Here is a 17,071-nt window from a genome sequence, read left to right as displayed (position 1 = left end):
GGACGATCCGTCCAGACGATCGGCACCTCCCGAACCGACAGCCCGAGCGCCCCGGCGACAGCGAGGAGTTCGATGTCCCACGCGAAGCCGGCTTCGTAGAGGTGCCCACGGACGGTCGCCCATGCCTCCGCGGTGAACGCCTTCGCGCCACACTGGTAATCGTACAGTGACGAGTCGAGCGCTCGCCGGGCGACCCACGCGAACCCGTCGCCGAGCAGTCGGCGAACGAGTGTCTGATGCCCGACAACAGTCGAATCGGGGTGGCGTCTCGACCCGGCCGCGACGTCGGCCCCGTTGAGCTCCTCGGTGACGCGGGCGAGTTCGGCGGCTGCGGTGCTTCCGTCGGCGTCGGCAAAGGCGAGCCGATCGGTCGATAACGCCTCGAACCCCGCTGTGATCGCGGCCCCCTTCCCGCGGCGGTAGGCAACGGCGTTCACCTCAAGAGAGGGAACGCTGAGTGCGGAGAGGGTCCGTTCAACACCGGTATCGGGGGCGTCAAGTTCGACGCGGATGGTCTCGGGATCGAGTTCGGCGTCTAGGTCGCGGATGTATGACACCAATCGATCGGCGTCAGGCCGGAAGGCCGGCACCACGATCCCGAGGCTACTCATACGGCCTTCTCTCCCCGCCGTGCGCAAAAGCGATTCGGCTTGGACCGAGACAAGCCCCATTCGCTCGGCGGCGACCCACAAGTCATATACGCCCCCACGCCGGCGATACGACCGATGGAGTACGGGCTGGTCGTTCGCTGGCTCGCTGCCTACCTGTCGATCGGGGCGCTCTCGCTCCCGGTCGCCGCGGCGGCGTTTTCCGATATCCGGGGTCGCGGCACCGCCTTTGCGATCCCGATCGGACTCGCCACAATCACCGTCATCGGCTACCTTTTCGGGCATCTTGCCTTCGGACTGCCGGCGCTGCTCGCCGGCCTAGCCGTCCTCGCCGCCGCGAGCGTACTAATCGGGGCGCCCGAGGAGCGTCTCTGGCGACACTACGTTGAAATCGCGGCCGTATTCGCGGTTGCGTTTCTGTTCGCGGTCTCAATCCGGGCCGTCTCGCCCGCTATCGCGCCGCTGCCGCTCTCAGCCGGCGAAAAGTTCCTCGATTACGGGCTGCTTCGGTCGCTGCTCCGGAGTCCGGCGTTGCCCCCGGAGGACATGTGGTTCGCCGGTGAGACCGTCCAGTACTACTACGGCGGTCAGATGCTGACCGCGTTGCTGGCGACGCTTACCGATACGGCTCCGCGGTACGCGTACAACCTCGCGCTGGCTGGCTTCTACGCCGCACTCGTCACCGCGGCGTACGGACTTGCGGGCGCGATCGCAGCGGACCACGGCGCGCCGCGCCGCCTCGCAGCGGCGGTCGCTGCGTTTTTTATTGGGATCGCCAGCAACCTCCATACAGCCGTTCGGACGGCGGCCTGGGTGCTCCCCTCGGAGATCCTCGCTGTGTCGCCCGGCGTCCATCCCGAGCCTGAACTCCTCTCGTGGACGCCGGCGACGTTCTCCTACTGGGATGCGAGCCGGGTCATCGAGGGTGCGATCAACGAGTTCCCACTGTTCGCGTGGCTCAACGGCGATCTCCACGCACACATGATGACGACGCCGTTCACGCTGCTCGTCGCCGGGTTGTGCTACGCGTACTGGCGGACCCCCCGAACCGAACTCACCCGGCGGCGGGGGCTGCTGCTCGCGACAGCGCCGGTGGCCGGCGTGCTCGCGATCACCAATACGTGGGACTTCCCCGTTGTGGGCGGGCTTGTATTTTTGACAGTCGCGTTCGCACCGGCCGATCCGGCGATGCTGCTTCCGGGGCCGATCCGACGGCGGATTCCGGCTCCGACTGATGGCCGACTCGGCACGGAACTTCGCCGCGACGGATTAGCGCTCCTCGCGGCGGCAGCGATGCTCGGTGTCGGGGCGCTACTCGTTGTTCCCTTCTGGCTCTCAAGTGCGAGCACTCGGAGTCTCGGCCTGTTCCCGCCGAGAAGCGACCTGTGGCCGCTCATTGTCGTCCACGGCGGGTTCTTGCTCCTATTTGTACCGTATCTGGGTGGCCGTCTCGCCGGCGATACGGATGGCCTTGACAAGCAATCGACCGTCGTCGTCACCACGGTCGTAGTCGGGGCAGCCCTGGCGTTGATCGGCGGCTTCGCCGCCCTCGCGCTGTTCGGGCCGCTCCTGTTGGCTGCGTGGCTGGCGCTACGCCAGCGCGCCGACACGGGGTTCGAGACGCTGTTGATGGTCGCTGGGATCGGTCTTATCCTCATCGTCGAACTCGCCTACGTCGTCGAGCCGCACCAGCAAGGAACCGGACTAGAGCGGCTAAATACGGTGTTCAAGGTGTACTCACAGGTGTGGGTTCTCTGGGGGCCAGCGGCCGGCGTCGTTGCCGCGCGGCTGTTCGACCCATCAAGCGCTTTTGAAGCCGTAGACACGCCGGGGTGGCGGTGGGCCGGGACCGCCCTGTTGAGTGTCGCGATCGTGGCAACCGGGCTTTATGCTGGCTTCGCCGTGCCAGCACACCTCGGGGGTGATCCGGTCGGGAGCGACGGCGCGACGCTTGACGGAACGGCCTACGTCGACGCAACGTATCCCGAGGAAGCGGCGGCAATCGCGTGGCTTGACGACCGTGAGGGGCAGCCGACGATCGTTACCGCCGCGCCGGGGGGCTACCGGTGGGAGCCGGGGGACGGCGAGGGGGCCGCCGCGCCGGCGAGCCTGACGGGGGTCCCGACCGTACTCGGCTGGATGCACGAGGAGCAGTACCGCGGCAGCGACCCTTATGAGGCGCGACTCGGGGACGTGACCACGATCTACGAGGGCGATCCCGGCCGGCAGTCCGAGTTGCTCGATCGCTATGGCGTCGAGTACGTCTACGTCGGCCCGGCCGAGCGGGCGCGGTACGATCTCACGATCGAAGCGCATCCACGGCTCACGCCGGCGTTCGAGGACGACGAGACTGTCGTCTACGCAGTTAACTGAGGGTGACCATGTTGCGAACAGACGGCGGCCTCCACTCCGGTGATCCGTCCGCCGCGCTCCCGCCCGCGGACCACCGGCGATCTATCAGCGCATACGCCGGGACGTCCCGCTATCGATTATAAAATCTCGCCTGTCCGTCCGACCTCGGCGGACCGTTCGGCGACCGCAAGCAGCCCTTCCCAAGTGTTCACCCCGGCTCGAAGGGAGACGAGGTCGGCCGCGTCGATTTCGACCTGTATCGTCGCGTCCTCGGCAGTTAGCGTGGCCGTCGCCCGGTCGCCGCCGATTTTACCGAGTTCGCCCGCGACGGCGTCGGCGACAAGCGCGGCCGCTTCCGGTGACTGATACTGGAAACGCAGGTCGGCGCTGTGCACGCTACTGGACGTCGATCTCTTTGATATCGCGGCTCCGCTCTTTCAACAGCACGCGGTGGCCGCAGTACGGACAACGGACGCCGCCGTACTCGTCGAGTTCGACATCTCGCTTACAGCGGGAACACTTGTAGCTCATTTATTCGTCGTCGCCGATCGCGGCCCGGATGGATCGTTTGACGGTCTTTCCGGCCGGCGTCTCGGGTCGGTACGCGCCGCCCGTGAACGTCTCACCGGTTTCCTCATTGACCCAGATCCCGGTACCGACGCGCTTGACATCGTCGCCGTCGACGCTCGCGTTCTGCGTGTCGCCTTCGATTTCCGCGACGCGTCGGCGTGCAACCCGTCCGTAGCGTGCACCGAACCGACCGGCGCTTCCCGTCGTATCACTGTTGGCCATAGTGTGAATATATGGCCGTAGCGAACTGATAAACCCCTCGTTTCGTCGGCGGGAACTCAGCCATCAAGCGCCGCTAACGGTCCCTCAGCCCTTCAGTTCCGACTCCGAGAGCGCGTCGTTGAGGTCGGCGCGGACGTGCTCGCCGAGTTCTCGGTCGCCGGCCGTCGTGACGATCCGGTTTTCCTGAACGCTCGAGCCGTCGCGGATCAACAGCCGGACGTTACCGTGTTGATCGGCGCGGGTCGCCTTCGCCCGGACGCCGGTCCGCGACCCAGACCCGCCGGCGTCGATCGGCCCCGGAATGATCTTTTTTACATGAGGATGTTCGGCGACGGTTTCGAGCGCCCGACGGCCGTCCCGGCCACCGATAAGCGTGCTGTGGCTGCCGCCGAGCTTTTCCGCGACTGTTGCCTCGACAACCTCAAGTGCAGGGTCGTTTCGCTTCCGGCGGACCGCCTCGATCGGGTCGTCGTCTCTGACCCGATAGAAGGGGTAGTGAAGTTCCCCGCGAACCGCGGCGATCACCTCGCGGTCACCGGTCGCGTACACCTCCTCCGGGCGCTTTCGACGCGTCTCGTCGGCGACCCGGCCCGCGAAATTCCGGAGTTCGGTCGGGGCCCACCGTTCGTCAGTTTCGCGTTTTGTCGTCACCGTCCGCTGGCCAACAATCTCGTCATCGAGAAGCGTGGTCACCGTCGCCCGCTCGCGGTCGCACTCGATCACGGCGGTGTCGGCGTTTGAGGTCCGACAGACCAGACAGTAATCGCCCGGTCGGTCGAGCGACGACGCACAACACCGACAGTCCATACCTGATTAAACGCAGCCGAGCCCGATAAGCGGGGCGGTTCCTGGCAGATACGGGCGATTCACACATGCATTAGCCCCGGCGACCGGGGCGGATTAAGAGAGGTCGTCCGGATGAGCTTTTATGAACTCCCGCGCCAGCACCGTCGCGTAGCTTCCCTTCGGCAACGAAAACCGAAGCGTGAGGGGATCGAGGTCGACATCGAGATCGGTCCGGAGCAGGATCGCTCGCCGCGTTCCCTCGGAGCCGAACTCCCCCGGCCGGTCGAAATCGGCCCGCTTGAGGCCGAGATCGTCCAGCACCTCCCGGACGATTTCGCGCGGTTCCCCGGAACCGAAGACGGTCTCGGTACCGACAAGCGGTGCGGTGACGAACGCCCGGCCCCGCTCGCAGTGTCGCCGGATCGTCCTCACCTGTTCCGGTTCGACGACCTGTGTTCGATCCGGGTTCGGAAGCCCATCGTCGTCGGCAAAGCAGACGACGTCACCGGCGACGGGCGTTCCAAACGGGAGCCCCCTGCGAAGCCGTTCGGAGAGGATCCGGTTGAACGCGTACGACTGGGCGGCATTGGTAAACATCTGCTGAAGATTCGTCGGCAGCGTCTCAAGCGCAGCCCGGTAGTCCGCTGGCTCGGTCGCTCCTTCGGCCAACCGCCCGGCGATCGCTCGCTCGAACCGGAGGCCGCCGGGAAGGATCTCGTTTGCTCGTTCCCACTCGCGCCCCTCGTCGAGTCGGTCCCTCGCCGTCCGGGTCCGCTCGGGTTCGCGCTCGCTGGACTCACAGACGTAGCGGATCGCGGCGGACGCCCACTCGCCGCGGACGACATCAAGGCCGACGCGGTGAGTGATAGGTCGCATCGAACCGAAGCGCTGCTGACCAAAGTAGTTTGGAACGGCGGCCGGGTCGTCCTCGCTGTCGCCATCTTCCGTGCCATCGTCGGCTCCGAAGTGCCAGAGTTCCTCCGCGATCGGTTCGGCGTTTTCCGGCCGTTCCGCACCGCGGACGACGACCTCAAAGTCGTTGCCCGCGAGATCGCCGAACAACACTGGACGCCCCGCCCGCCCGAGCGGTTCGATCGTCGCCCCGTCGATCGACGGCAACTCGTCGTCGGGGTGCTTGACCGAGAACAACTGCGTCGTGACGGCATGTTTGTCCTTTGTCCCCGCCCATGAGACGCGCTCGCGGCTGACCCCAAGTCGCTTCGAGAGCGTCGAGGCAAAATCGTTCGTATCCCACCCTCGAAGCGTCGCTCGGAAGGTGAGATGCGGGTAGGAGCCGATATCGACGTCGAAATCGTGGAGATCGGCCCCGAAGGCTTCCCGCTCCTCGACCCGGAAATCCTCGGGACGGTCCCGGAGGTGGCCGCCGGTACCGCCTGTCTCGGAGACGTAGTGCTCGATCCCGACGGCCGCCTCGACAGGGTGCGCCTCACGCATACGTCGAGTGTGTGCACCGTCGGACAAGCCACTTTGTATTCGTCCCACCGGACGGTTCGGGCCATCCGGCTAGTCGGTCCGCACTTCCAGGGCGGGGTTTCGAATACTAAGGGTCTTTTTCAGTCCCCTCGAACCGTAGATGTGCACCTGTTTACCCCGTTCGAATGCCGTGACATGACGGCCAGAAACCGCGTGATGGTCTCGCCAATGTGTCAGTACTCCTGTGAAGACAAGGATGGACTCGCGACCGACTGGCACCTCGTCCACCTCGGTAGTCGAGCGTCGGGCGGCGCCGGCATCGTGATGACCGAGGCGACCGCCGTCACCCCGCGAGGTCGTATCTCCCCACAGGATCTCGGTATCTGGAGCGACGACCACGCCGAGGCGCTCAAGCCGATTACCGACTTCATCGCCTCACAGGGCGCGCTCTCCGGAATCCAACTGGCCCACGCCGGCCGGAAGGCGTCGACGGTCCGCCCGTCGGAGGGGGGCGACCCGATCCACGGCAAGTCTGGCTGGACTCCCGTCGGTCCGACCGAGGAGCCGTGGCCACACGACGAACCGCTCGCGACCGAGCGACTCGATTCGACGGGCATCGAGCGCGTCAAGCACGCGTTCGTCGATGCCGCCGTTCGAGCGGTCGAGGCAGGCTTCGACATCCTCGAGATTCACGCGGCACACGGCTACCTGCTCCACGAGTTCCTCTCGCCGGTGACGAACGCCCGCGAGGACGAGTACGGCGGCGACTTCGACGGTCGGACCCGGCTGCTAACGGAGATCGTTACCGACATCCGGGCGGCAGTCCCCGAAGGAACGCCCGTTTTCGTTCGGATCTCGGCGACTGACTGGCTCGCTGACCGGCGCTCTTGGACCGTTGAGTCCTCGGCCCGGCTCGCCGGAACGCTCCGATCGCTCGGCGTTGACCTCGTCGACGTGAGCGCCGGCGGGATCCATCCCGACCAGCAGGTCCCCGAAACCGGGCCGCACTATCAGGTCCCCTACGCGGAACGCGTCGGGGAAAACGAAATGCCGGTCGGAGCCGTTGGAGGGATCACGACGCCCGAGGGTGCCGACGAGGTGATCCGGAACGACCGCGCCGACCTCGCGATCGTCGGCCGCGAGCACCTCCGAAACCCGTACTTCGCGCTCCGGGCGGCGGAGGCACTGGGGCACGATGTCCCCGTTCCGAGACAGTATAGCCGCGGGTTCCAGTGATCTGACGGCCTTGGCTTCCTCTCCGCCCTGAAGCGCGGGGCTTCCGCTTGCTATCCGTCAGTAGAGGCTCAGATCGCCGGTCACCGCATCGACAATGTTCTCGGGGCCGGGGCCGACGGCGAGCGTCGTCACCGTTCCGGGATCGAGTTGGGTGTGGCCGGCGTCACTGACGATTGCGTGAGGGAGGCGCTCCTGACGCGCCCTGTCGGCGAGTCGCCGCAGCTGTTTTTCCCCGGATCCCTTCAGGACGATCTTTTTTTGTCCCCCGGTTTTCCACTCGCGCCGCGCATCGGCGTCAGCGTCCTCGTACGCCTTCAGCGACGCGTGTGCGACCTGCGCGGCGAGCTTTCCCGTTCCCATTCCGATGTCGGTCCGCGCGACGATGGCCTGTTTCATACCGCATTCCTCGGGCGAGACGGACCTGAACGTTCCGGACGCTACGTCGGTCGGACAGTCGGGGCCGCCGCCTCGATCTCGGTCTCGTCGGCGAGGTCATCGATGGCCGCGGCGGCGACTGATGCGGGCGAAAGTTCGGCATCGTCCCACGCCGGGAGTCGGGTATCGGGCCCCGGCTGTCCGATCGTGTCGGCGTAGGCGTCGATCTGCGCCAGTTCGTCGTCACGATCGTACTCCAAGCCGTTGAACCCCGAATCGAGCGCGTAGGCATCGACAAGCCGCTCCGCGGCCGCCCGGTAGCGCGAGTCGAGCCTCTTGTACGCCGGTCGGTGGCCGTTATCCTCGACGGCCCGGAGCAGCGCGTCGCCGACCTGTTCGGACATATCCGAGAGCCCGCTCGGCCCCGAAACGGAGCGGTGGTCGTGTTCGTGGATCCCGAGATCGACCTGTGCCGATCCCTCCGCACCGACCAGCCGGAACGCCTCCCCGAGCGTTCCGACCTCCAGGCCCCACCCGCGTTGGATCCGGAGCCGGCGCGCGAGCCGCCCGGTCGTCGCGAACTCGCCGGCCAACGCATACCGGAACGAGCCGAGATAGTCGAGTACCGGATCGCCACCGTCGGCCGCGAGCGCCTTGACGAGTGGCCGATAGAACAACCGAAACAGCCGGCCGTACAGCCGGTCGTTCTCGACGCGGGCGTAGTAGCCCTTCGAGAACGCTGCCCCGTGCGCCAGCGGAAAGAGCAACTTTGAGACGTGATATTCGTCGTAGCTCTTCGCGTCGGCGTCGTGAACCACGACGTAATCGCTATCGCTCGCGATCCCAAGCGCGAGCCATACGTCCCGACCCTTGCCCCGCGTGCCGTCGAGGCCAGCGGTGGCGAGTTGATCGGCGAGGCGAGGACCGTCACACCAAAGCACCGACAGCGGGAGGTCGAACTCCGAGAGCCACTGGACAACAGAACCGACGCGCTCCTCGGAGGCCCGAAGCGGGACGACGACGCGCTCCGGGGAGACAACCTCAAGTGCGGAAAGGACGCGCTCGGCCGCCAGTCCGGCGTGTTCGCGCTCGGTCATCGGAACGATAACACTCGTGCTGTCCGTCGGCGCGTCCGGATGGGCGTCCCCGAAGTCGTGGAGCGTCCTGACACCCTCCTGTACGTATTCCATCGTCTGTCTGGAGGGCTCCGAGGTCGAAAAAGACCCGGCTTGCGGCATCGTGTGCGTGCGGAGTGAGCCTCGCTTTTTTTGGCTACGCGTGGCAGTCAATTCGTCCCACAGTAGGCGTCAATCGCCGCCCGATACCCCTCCCGGTACGTCGGATACTGGAAGTTATAGCCGAGTTTGCGGACGCGGTCATTCGAACACCGTTTGCTCGTCAGGATACGTCGCCGAGCGGCCTCGGAGAGCCCCTCGTCGTCAAGGCGTTCGGCCTTCGTTCGTTTCGGCGGCGAATCGACGCCGCACTCGTCGGCGAGCCAGTCGGCGAACGTCCACTTATCAACGGGTTCGTCGTCAACCGCAACGAGGAGTTCGTTGTCGGTCGATTCGATCATAAACCGGACGATTCCGGCGGCGTCCTTGCGGTGGATCATGTTCAGATATCCCTCCGTCACGGGTCCCTCGAGATAGCGCTCAAGCCGATACCGGTCGGGGCCATAGAGGCCGGCGAATCGGGCGACTCCACCGTCGATGCCGTACTCCGGAGCGAGTTCGCGGGCGATTCGCTCGGCCGTGACGAGTATCTGTGTCTTTTCTGTCGTCGGGTCCAGCGGGGTGTCCTCATCGACAAACGCGCCGTCGTGATCGCCGTAGACCCCCGTGCTCGAGGTGTACACCAGTCGCTCGGGTGGCGACTGGCGGGAGCCGAACGCCTCGATGGCCGTCCGAAGCCCCTCGACGTAAACGCGCTCGGCCGCCGCTGCCCCTCGACCGCCGGACGACGCCGCAAAGACGAGTGCGTCGACATCGGGAACCGAGGCAAGTCCGTCCGAATCGGTCACGTCAGCTCGAATAGCCGTCGCACCGGTCGCCTCGATAGCGTCAATCCCGTCGGGTGATCGTCGGACGCCGACAACATCGTGATCACCGCGGAGCTGTCGGGCGAGTTCGAGGCCGACGTACCCGCAGCCGAGAATCCCGACCCGCATGTCACCGCGCCCCGTTGACGTACTGTGATAGCAGCGCGAACTCCCGCAACGTCATCGGGAATCGCCCCTCGATCTTCGATTGTATCTCGCGGGCCTCGAGTTCGCCGTCGACTCCCGACTCGACGGCTTCGACGTCGAGCACGGCCGTTGTCATCCCCATAAGCAGGTCGTCCCTGGCGACGGCGGCGATGGTCTCACCGTCCGGCGCGTCCTCGGGTACCGCGAGTATCGAGGCGGACTCCTCAAGCGTCAATCCGGGATCATCGCCCGCAAGCACCGATCGGAGATCCTCAGGGTCAAGCCCGGACCGTTCGGCGACCGGCTCGACCCCGTGGTTGTCGACCACCGCCGCGAGTGCGTCGAGGTACCGTGCGTGGAGTTCGGCTGGCTGAAGCTCACCTGGCGAGTCCGCGACTTCGTGGAGCATACGCCTCGTTCGACCTCCCCGTTCAAGTAGCGTTCGGGCTCCCGGCGGCTACCACCCCGGCGATGTCTTGATCGGCTCGCCGTCGGTGTCACCAACCCCTTGCGGGCCGGGCGGAACGACCACGACGACGGCGGTCCGGGTCTGAACAGACACCTGAGCGGCCGTTCCGAGTCGTTTCGGGTCGCCGTCGTGAACCACCCTCACCGTTCCGCCGTCGCGGAGATACGTTGTTGTCGCCGTCCCGTCGCCGCGGTTCGTCCGGACCGCGAACCGCTCGTACTGCCCCGAGAGGGTAACGTACCAGACGTTCGCGGTGGCGAACCAATAGCCCGGCACCGGCGCGATCGGAAGGCCGGCCGGGATCGATCCGAGCTGCTCGCCGAGCACCTCAACCCGTTTGGCCTCGCTCGCACTCTCGATCCCGTCGGCGAGGATGCCCTCAAGCCGTCCGCGGTACTCCGCTTCGGCCGTCCGCCGCGCCGCGGTCGTCATCGGCTCCGGCGGCCGAGCGGCGTCCTCCGCGAGGGTCGAATCCAGCGTCGTCTCCAATCGGAGCTCTATCCGATCGCGGTTGGGCGGCCCATCGATCGACCGTGCTGCCCGTCCGATCGTCGTTCCGTCGGTGAGCATACGGGCTTCCTCGGCGGTCGAGGCATCGACGCTGAGGGCCGACTCCGCCTCGTGTTCGGCGATGCCCGCGTCCACGAGGTCGGCGACCAACGCTCCGCGAACGTGATCGGTCGCGTCCGCGACCTCGGCTTCGAGTTCCCCGCGGTTCTCCATTCCGGGTTCCATCGAGTGAAGGGTCTCCGCCGCCGTCGACAGCGAGACACGACCGGTGTTGAGAAACGGGATTCGATCAAGGATCCCGGTAGTAACCTGGGTGTGCGGCGACGAGAAGACGCTGACCGTCCGCGTTGAGAGGGGATGCACGCTGCCGCCGCCTCGGGCGTCGATGCGGTCACGGGTCACTGCGCTCGTCGTGAGATACGACGGTGCGGTTTCGACCGACAGCGAGAGGTTCCCAGCGGGATCGGCTATCGGCTCCGGCTCCGGCCTTGAGGCCCCCCGGTGGGCCGCCAGCGCACCGTCGAGACGGTCGGGGCCGAGATACGCTCCCAATGAGTTTCCGATTTCGTCGGCGGTGTTGTCGTCGGCCGAAACCCGCCGTTCCAGTTCCGAATCGAGCGACTCAAGATACGTGAGCCGCGCCGCACGGATCGTCCGCTCGGGCGCCGATCGATCCGACTCGGGCAACAGACCCGCCCGCGCGTCGCCGACAGCCGACCGGAGCCGTTCCGAGGGTGTCACCCGTCCAGCGCCGACCGATGGAGCGGGGACCGTCGCTGAGATGTCACCTACCCGATCCCGGACCGTCTTGAGGTCGGCTTCGACGGCGGACCGATCTATTGAGGGCGTTGCGGTTACGGTCGCCGTCGATCGGACCGACTCCCCCAAGGCTGCCGCCTCGGCCGCATCGTCGAAGCCGCCAGTATTCCGGATCGCGCGGTCGCCAGCGCGGTCCGCGGCCCGGCTCAGATGTCCATCGACCCGGCCGTCGGGGATCCGCTCAATCGGGACCGTCCGGGCCTGAGCTGCGACTTCGACGCGGTAGACCCGCTCTGTCACCGACTCCGTCGTCGCGGTCTCATTGTCCTTCCACCAGTCTCTGGTCGTCGTCTCGGTCACTATCACATCGTATCGGCCGCTGTCGACGGTCGTCCATCCGGACGTGGTCGGCCCGCCGCTGCCGACCCGGTCGCTGTCGACCGAAACGTCGTTTCGTCTCGATTCTACTGTCCAGCCGTAGCCAGGCGATCGATCCCCATAGCTCGATCCACCCCGAAACCGCGTCGCCGTTTCGACCCGGGCCTCGATAGTGTGGACCCGTTCGATTCGCTCTTTGAGCCGATCGGTGCCGGTCACCCCGATCGTGTTGGCGAAAGCGTTGTCAGCGGAGGTGTCTACCGTGACGGTTACCTCGGGATTATCTGGTTCCTCCCGCCAGGTACCGACGGGCTGTTGGGGCGGCGGGTCCGGCCCTATAGCGTCGGCCCCAGCGAGGACCGTATCGATCCACTTTTTATCGCCGCCGACTCCGACGAGCGCGTCCGTCGTCGCGACGCGCCGCCCCGCAGCAGCGACGCCACGGTGACCATCGGGGTCAGCCTCCCCGAACGTTGCGCGCTGTTCGGCGATCAGCGCATCGTTCGTCGCCAACTCGACGTGTCGGATCCCGAGAACTGTCGAAATCGGTGCCCCGCCGTACTGGGCGTGCCCCCGGGCCCACGCGATCGGGTAGAGCCTGGCAGTAACCCGTCGTCCGAGTCCACGTCGCGTTACCGGGGCATTGCCGCGAGTCTCAAAACGCTCGGTGCGGTCGTGCAACAACAGCGCCGGGTTCGAAATGACGAACTGCGGTGATCGCTCGGCGGTCGTCACTGTCCGGCCGTCCCGTGTGGCTGTGAGGGTCACGTTCTCGATTCTAACGGCTAGTGCGGCGGCGTCCTCACCTGCCCGGTCGATTGCTACGCGTTCGATCGCTCCCCGATAGCCCTCCGTCGTCGGTTCGACGGGCGGTAGCGACGCCGAGACCGTAACCGGTCCCCGAGTCGCCTCAACGTTTCGGAGGCGCTCGACGGCGCGGAGATAGAGCCGAAGCCGGAGGGCGTCCCGAAAGGGGTGGCTTTCGTTCAGCGCCCGCCCGGCGACCGTGTCGGCCGGTTCGATGACGGGATCGATCGCGGCGTTCGTGGCAGCCGAATCGGCCGCACCGCGCAGTTCCGTCACGGCTGTCGCCGTCGCGCCGGCCATCGCGTCTTCGATCGCTGGGGGCTCTTCTGAGGGCTGCAGTACCGTCGTTGTCGCAAGCGTCGTGCTTGTGAGCACCAACAGGACACCGACGAGCGCGAACGGAACGCGGGCGCGGTCATTCACGGTTCCCACCGCCGAACGACGATTTCGACGCGGCCCGTACCCTCGCCATTCGGCACGGGGCCGGACGTATCCGACTCGGACTGCAACCCTGTCTCAAGCTGATCGGCGAGCTCGGCCGCGAGCCGTTCGTTGGCCTGCCGCGGCAACGCGTCGGCGAGCGGTTCGGCGATATCGACCCCCAAGGCCCCAGCGATCGAGCGGTATCGATTCGCCGTCTCGGGCGCCGTTCGGCGATCGACGAGGCGAATTCGGGTCCGTTCCGGCGGAAAAAGCCAGTCGATGTACGCCTCTGCGACGGCCGCCGCGAGCGATTCGTTCGAATCGGCATCGCCGGGAACGTTCATTCCGCTATCGACGGTGAACCGCGTCGCCGCTACGTCAGCCGTTGATGGGGGGGTCGGACCGACCGTGAACCGACCGGAGAGCGGCGCGTCAGGGTAGGGACGCCAGCGAGCCGTGACCCGAACCCGGTCGGACGTTCGCTGTTCGACCGCGCGGCGAGTCGCCCCGGGATACGGCGATCCGAGGAGCCGCTCGCCGTCGAGCGCGGCCATCAAGATCGACGACCGCGCGAGGTGCTGTGCGAGTGTCCCGTGTGCCTCGTGGCCGTTCGTGATCGGAACGGTCGCGGTTACGGTTCCCACCGACATCGCCTCTGGGTCCCCGTCGACTGTCGATCGCCAGCCCTCATCGGGAACGGCGACGGCGAGCGTACTGACCGCGACACCGATCAACAGGAGACAGATCGCAACATCGAGAACGGTGCTCACGCCTCTGGCCATACGCACACCTCCAGCGTCCCCGGTCGAACGCGTCCTGGGGCAGTCCGGACGCTCACCCGGCGGCGGACGCAGTCGGAGATTTCCCCTCGCGTCGGCCCGCCGAACCACGCGTCCGTTCGGGTTCGAACTGTCGCGTTCATGAAGTACCCGTTCGGACTGGCGGCGTCGATTGCATCCCCGATCGGCGGCCGGACGACACCGAAATCAGACGCCTCCTGAATAAACCGGTTGGTCGCAACCGGCGCCATCTCGGACTCGATCGTCAGCAAGGGAAGCATCGAATCGAGAACGCCGACATATAACGAGAGGCCAAGGCCGAGCGTGAACACGGCAACGAGCGCCGCGAGCGGCTCGGTCTGGCCCCTATCCGACGAGAACAACGTCGATCCCCTCCCAGTTGACCCGCCGGACGATTATTTGATCGGCTCCCTGCCACCGCGGTCCCGTCGCCCGGGCCTGTCGTACGGCCCGTTCGAACTCGATCGGCGTCCGGAACGCGTGATCCGGCGGCTCGCCCCTAAGCGTCGCCCGGAGTCCAGGGTCGTCGAGAACCGGGACGACCGGACCGTAACCGAACCCGGCATGTTCGGTGCCGCCAGGGCCGCGGAGCGACACCGAGTCCGACCCGATTCGCACCGTTTCGGCGTTCGAAAGCGGGTGTTTCCCTACCGCGGCGTGCTCGCTCGCAGCAACGCCGTCGACCGTCCGGGCCGCCCCCGAGGCGTCGGGTGGTGCCGCCGACGGGAGGGTGGCCACGACCCCGACGGCGGTGCTACTGACGATCGCCAGCCCGATCCAGACGTACCACGCGTCCAGCGGCAATCCGAACATGGGCAGTCTGGTCCCGTGCTATGTCATAAACCTCCGGAGACGGCGGACGTGGCGAAGACCGCAAGGAGAAACGTCACCGTCGCGGTACAGAGCGCAATGCCGACCCGGTAGCTGACGGTTGCCCGGTCAAGCCCGCGCTGTAGCCCCGTCGAAAGCCCTGTTAGGACCGCCGCCATGAGGAGGACGTATACGCCGACAGCGATCCCGAGGCCGGCCGTCTCGGGGGCGCTGCCGTCAAGCGCCTCCGTCGTCCCGACGCTGTCAGCGAGCGCGACGGTTGCGCCGCCGACGAGAGGGCCGAAGAACGCCGCGGTGTTCGAGAGCGTCGACGTCACGCGGCCGAGATTCTGCTTTGCGTCCCGCTCGACGCGTCGGAGTTCGTCGAGATGGTCCGCCGTCTCGACGAGCGCCCTGCCCGCGGGCGCTCCGGCCCCGGCGGCCATACCGAGCAGGCGGGCCGTACTCTCGGCTCGTTGGCTCGGCAAGTCCTCAAGCGCGCCGTGTTCGCCGACAAACGCTGCCTCGACGCCAACGCGGAGTTGGCGCTGTCGCCTGGCGGCCGAACGGAACGCATCGCCAGCGATACCCTCAAGTTCCCCGGCCGTGTCGGCGACCGCCTGTTCGACAGCGATCCCGTCAGAGACGCGCCGGCCGACGAGATACAGCGCGTCCGGGAGCGCCGACTCGAGTTTGTTGGTGCGTTTTCGGACGGCGACGACCGGGTGATACCGAGCCACGAGCGCGGTCCCGATCCCCAGGCCAACGGCGGTGAGCGGCACCGTCCACCTCGGGAGGAGCGTCCGAGCAACGGCCGCAGCGGCGAGCCCCGATCCGACACCCGTACCGATATAAACCGCTGGATGGGATGCGACTTCGCTGTCGATGGGAACCGGCGGGAACGCCACCGGACGGTTCGCGAGCAGCCAGCCGCTTCCGCAGAGCAGCCCGACGGGAAGGGCGAGATCGTATATACCGACGATCGCCGGGAGCGTCGCCTCGACGCCTGCTGCGCCCGCAGCTGGCAACACGCTGACGAGCGCGAGCGGGAGGAGGACGCCAAAGGCGTACATCGCCGTTGACGGCCCTCGTAGCGAGTCGGCGGCCTCCGTGGCGCGGTCCCGGGTTCCGTCCAAGATCGTCTCCATCGCCCGATCGAGCGCCCGATCGCGCTCGCTCTCGGGGGCGTCCGCAGCGGCTTCAACGAGTGTCAGCGAACGGTACAGCGCCGGAAACCGGCCGCGCCAGGCCTCGGCGAACGTCCCGAGCCCCGAGGACTGCGTTCCGCGGGCGCGCCCGACATGGTCGGCGAGTCGGTCCCCGAGTCGTCCCTTCGTCGCGGCGGCGAAGGCGGCCGCTTCTTCCGCGGCCGGCGCGATCCGCATCCGGAGGACGGCGCGGCTGACGATCGTCGGCGCGGTGCCGAGCGTTCGACTTCGCCGGGCGCTGGCAACCACGAGGACGCCGCCGCGGGCGAGAATCGCCGCTCCGGAGCCGACGCCCGCAGCCACAAGGAGCAACGACGGCTGCCGAAGGCCGATCGCCGCCGCCCCGAGACAGAGGCCGACGACGATCCCGACGCCGTCGGCGGCAGCAGCGAGGGTCCGGGGATCACCACCGAGGAACGGCGCGATCTCTTGAATCGACTCGGGCGTCGACGACCGCGGCGACAGGTTCGCCAATCCCCGGATCGGCCACGTGTGATCAGGTGACACGGCGCTCACGCCTCCAGTTCTGCCGTCCGATCGCGGATCGCCGACTCGACGTCCGCAGCGGTCTCAGTCGGCGTTGACAGCTCCTCAACGAGCCGGCTGTCCGTCACGCGAATCGCCCCCGAGTCGGCGTCGTACAGTGACTCAAAGCCCACCCCATTGGGGGACCGTCGAACCGACTCGATCGCCCGGACCCGTCGCCGTCTCGATCCCCCGTTCTTGTACGCTTCGAGCGTCACAACGAGATCCGTGTCCGCGAACGCCGACTCCGCGACGCCGAGGTCGGTGACGACGCGCTCTCTAACCGATTCGCCGCCACCGCCGTGGATCGTCCCGAGGACCGTCCCGTCCGCGGCGCCGATCCGCATCGCCTCGTAGAGCACCTTCGCCTCCTCGCCGCGGACCTCACCGACGACGACCGCTCCATCGCCGAGCCGGAGCGCCGTCCGGAGCGCTTCGGTCGCGGTGATCGACGCGCCGTCGCCAGTCGTCACGCGGAGCGGTTGGACGTCCCGACTGTCGTGCTGGAGTTCCGAAACGGGCAGTTCCGGTGTATCCTCGATGGCGACTGTCCGGACGTCGGGTGGGATCTCCCACAGCAACGCCCCGAGCAGCGTCGTTTTGCCGGCTCC

The 17,071-nt window shown here is 67.0% G+C and carries 18 protein-coding genes; 2 read left to right on the top strand and 16 right to left on the bottom strand.

Going from position 1 to position 17,071, the window contains the following annotated elements:
• A partial coding sequence (locus ACI944_RS04035) for a dolichol-P-glucose transferase (protein ID WP_411717787.1) occupies positions 1-611 on the bottom strand: 611 nt, incomplete at its 3' end.
• A 114-nt stretch (positions 612-725) separates the two neighbouring features.
• Here ACI944_RS04035 and ACI944_RS04030 point away from each other — a divergent pair.
• The gene (locus tag ACI944_RS04030; RefSeq protein WP_411717786.1) at positions 726-2,981 is read left to right on the top strand and encodes a DUF2298 domain-containing protein; all 2,256 of its coding nucleotides are present in this window, start codon (positions 726-728) and stop codon (positions 2,979-2,981) included.
• Between the two features lie 116 nt (positions 2,982-3,097).
• Here the strand turns inward: ACI944_RS04030 and ACI944_RS04025 are convergent, their stop codons facing one another.
• The 5 genes from ACI944_RS04025 to truD form a co-directional block, all read right to left on the bottom strand.
• Positions 3,098-3,355, bottom strand: a complete 258-nt coding sequence (locus ACI944_RS04025) for a KEOPS complex subunit Pcc1 (protein WP_411717785.1) — start codon at positions 3,353-3,355, stop codon at positions 3,098-3,100.
• Position 3,356: 1 nt separating this feature from the next.
• A complete protein-coding gene (locus tag ACI944_RS04020) occupies positions 3,357-3,491 on the bottom strand; it encodes a DNA-directed RNA polymerase subunit P (protein ID WP_411717784.1) in 135 nt (44 codons plus the stop codon).
• On the bottom strand, positions 3,492-3,752 hold the full coding sequence (locus ACI944_RS04015) for a 50S ribosomal protein L37ae (protein WP_411717783.1): 261 nt from the start codon (positions 3,750-3,752) through the stop codon (positions 3,492-3,494).
• A gap of 84 nt (positions 3,753-3,836) precedes the next feature.
• Positions 3,837-4,559: a DUF2103 domain-containing protein gene (locus tag ACI944_RS04010; RefSeq protein WP_411717782.1), complete on the bottom strand. Its 723-nt coding sequence runs from the start codon at positions 4,557-4,559 to the stop codon at positions 3,837-3,839.
• A gap of 93 nt (positions 4,560-4,652) precedes the next feature.
• Positions 4,653-5,993: a tRNA pseudouridine(13) synthase TruD gene (truD, locus tag ACI944_RS04005; protein ID WP_411717781.1), complete on the bottom strand. Its 1,341-nt coding sequence runs from the start codon at positions 5,991-5,993 to the stop codon at positions 4,653-4,655.
• A 141-nt stretch (positions 5,994-6,134) separates the two neighbouring features.
• On the opposite strand from truD, the gene ACI944_RS04000 reads away from it, so the two are divergent.
• Positions 6,135-7,208, top strand: coding sequence for an NADH:flavin oxidoreductase/NADH oxidase (locus ACI944_RS04000; protein WP_411717780.1), 1,074 nt, complete (start codon positions 6,135-6,137; stop codon positions 7,206-7,208).
• 57 nt (positions 7,209-7,265) lie between these two features.
• Here the strand turns inward: ACI944_RS04000 and pth2 are convergent, their stop codons facing one another.
• From pth2 to ACI944_RS03950, 10 genes are all read right to left on the bottom strand, one after another.
• Positions 7,266-7,604, bottom strand: coding sequence for a peptidyl-tRNA hydrolase Pth2 (gene pth2, locus ACI944_RS03995; protein WP_411717779.1), 339 nt, complete (start codon positions 7,602-7,604; stop codon positions 7,266-7,268).
• A gap of 41 nt (positions 7,605-7,645) precedes the next feature.
• A complete protein-coding gene (locus ACI944_RS03990; RefSeq protein WP_411717778.1) occupies positions 7,646-8,773 on the bottom strand; it encodes a glycosyl transferase family 2 in 1,128 nt (375 codons plus the stop codon).
• A 95-nt stretch (positions 8,774-8,868) separates the two neighbouring features.
• Positions 8,869-9,753: an SDR family oxidoreductase gene (locus tag ACI944_RS03985; protein ID WP_411717777.1), complete on the bottom strand. Its 885-nt coding sequence runs from the start codon at positions 9,751-9,753 to the stop codon at positions 8,869-8,871.
• A 1-nt stretch (position 9,754) separates the two neighbouring features.
• Positions 9,755-10,180: a DUF5791 family protein gene (locus ACI944_RS03980; protein WP_411717776.1), complete on the bottom strand. Its 426-nt coding sequence runs from the start codon at positions 10,178-10,180 to the stop codon at positions 9,755-9,757.
• 48 nt (positions 10,181-10,228) lie between these two features.
• Positions 10,229-13,117 (bottom strand): hypothetical protein, encoded by a 2,889-nt coding sequence (locus tag ACI944_RS03975; RefSeq protein ID WP_411717775.1) that lies wholly within the window; start codon positions 13,115-13,117, stop codon positions 10,229-10,231.
• Positions 13,114-13,899, bottom strand: a complete 786-nt coding sequence (locus ACI944_RS03970) for a hypothetical protein (RefSeq protein WP_411717774.1) — start codon at positions 13,897-13,899, stop codon at positions 13,114-13,116. Before ACI944_RS03970 ends, ACI944_RS03975 begins: the two co-directional genes overlap by 4 nt.
• Entirely contained in the window at positions 13,884-14,279 is a 396-nt protein-coding gene (locus ACI944_RS03965; protein ID WP_411717773.1) for a hypothetical protein, read from the bottom strand. The genes ACI944_RS03970 and ACI944_RS03965 overlap by 16 nt, the downstream gene beginning before the upstream one ends.
• Positions 14,263-14,730, bottom strand: coding sequence for a hypothetical protein (locus ACI944_RS03960; RefSeq protein ID WP_411717772.1), 468 nt, complete (start codon positions 14,728-14,730; stop codon positions 14,263-14,265). The genes ACI944_RS03965 and ACI944_RS03960 overlap by 17 nt, the downstream gene beginning before the upstream one ends.
• Before the next feature lie 23 nt (positions 14,731-14,753).
• Positions 14,754-16,442: a type II secretion system F family protein gene (locus ACI944_RS03955; RefSeq protein ID WP_411717771.1), complete on the bottom strand. Its 1,689-nt coding sequence runs from the start codon at positions 16,440-16,442 to the stop codon at positions 14,754-14,756.
• A 5-nt stretch (positions 16,443-16,447) separates the two neighbouring features.
• On the bottom strand, positions 16,448-17,071 hold a 624-nt coding region (locus ACI944_RS03950; RefSeq protein WP_411717770.1), incomplete at its 5' end, for an ATPase, T2SS/T4P/T4SS family.

It is taken from the genome of Natronomonas sp., from assembly GCF_046710025.1.
Taxonomy (GTDB): domain Archaea; phylum Halobacteriota; class Halobacteria; order Halobacteriales; family Haloarculaceae; genus Natronomonas.
This window is presented reverse-complemented; position numbering and strand designations above follow the sequence as displayed.

Coding starts and splice junctions, on each gene's coding strand:
- ACI944_RS04030 (WP_411717786.1), top strand. CDS start 726: ATGGAGTACGGGCTGGTCGTTCGCTGGCTCGCTGCCTACCTGTCGATC.
- ACI944_RS04020 (WP_411717784.1), bottom strand. CDS start 3,491: ATGAGCTACAAGTGTTCCCGCTGTAAGCGAGATGTCGAACTCGACGAG.
- ACI944_RS04015 (WP_411717783.1), bottom strand. CDS start 3,752: ATGGCCAACAGTGATACGACGGGAAGCGCCGGTCGGTTCGGTGCACGC.
- ACI944_RS04010 (WP_411717782.1), bottom strand. CDS start 4,559: ATGGACTGTCGGTGTTGTGCGTCGTCGCTCGACCGACCGGGCGATTAC.
- truD (WP_411717781.1), bottom strand. CDS start 5,993: ATGCGTGAGGCGCACCCTGTCGAGGCGGCCGTCGGGATCGAGCACTAC.
- pth2 (WP_411717779.1), bottom strand. CDS start 7,604: ATGAAACAGGCCATCGTCGCGCGGACCGACATCGGAATGGGAACGGGA.
- ACI944_RS03990 (WP_411717778.1), bottom strand. CDS start 8,773: ATGGAATACGTACAGGAGGGTGTCAGGACGCTCCACGACTTCGGGGAC.
- ACI944_RS03985 (WP_411717777.1), bottom strand. CDS start 9,753: ATGCGGGTCGGGATTCTCGGCTGCGGGTACGTCGGCCTCGAACTCGCC.
- ACI944_RS03980 (WP_411717776.1), bottom strand. CDS start 10,180: ATGCTCCACGAAGTCGCGGACTCGCCAGGTGAGCTTCAGCCAGCCGAA.
- ACI944_RS03970 (WP_411717774.1), bottom strand. CDS start 13,899: ATGGCCAGAGGCGTGAGCACCGTTCTCGATGTTGCGATCTGTCTCCTG.
- ACI944_RS03960 (WP_411717772.1), bottom strand. CDS start 14,730: ATGTTCGGATTGCCGCTGGACGCGTGGTACGTCTGGATCGGGCTGGCG.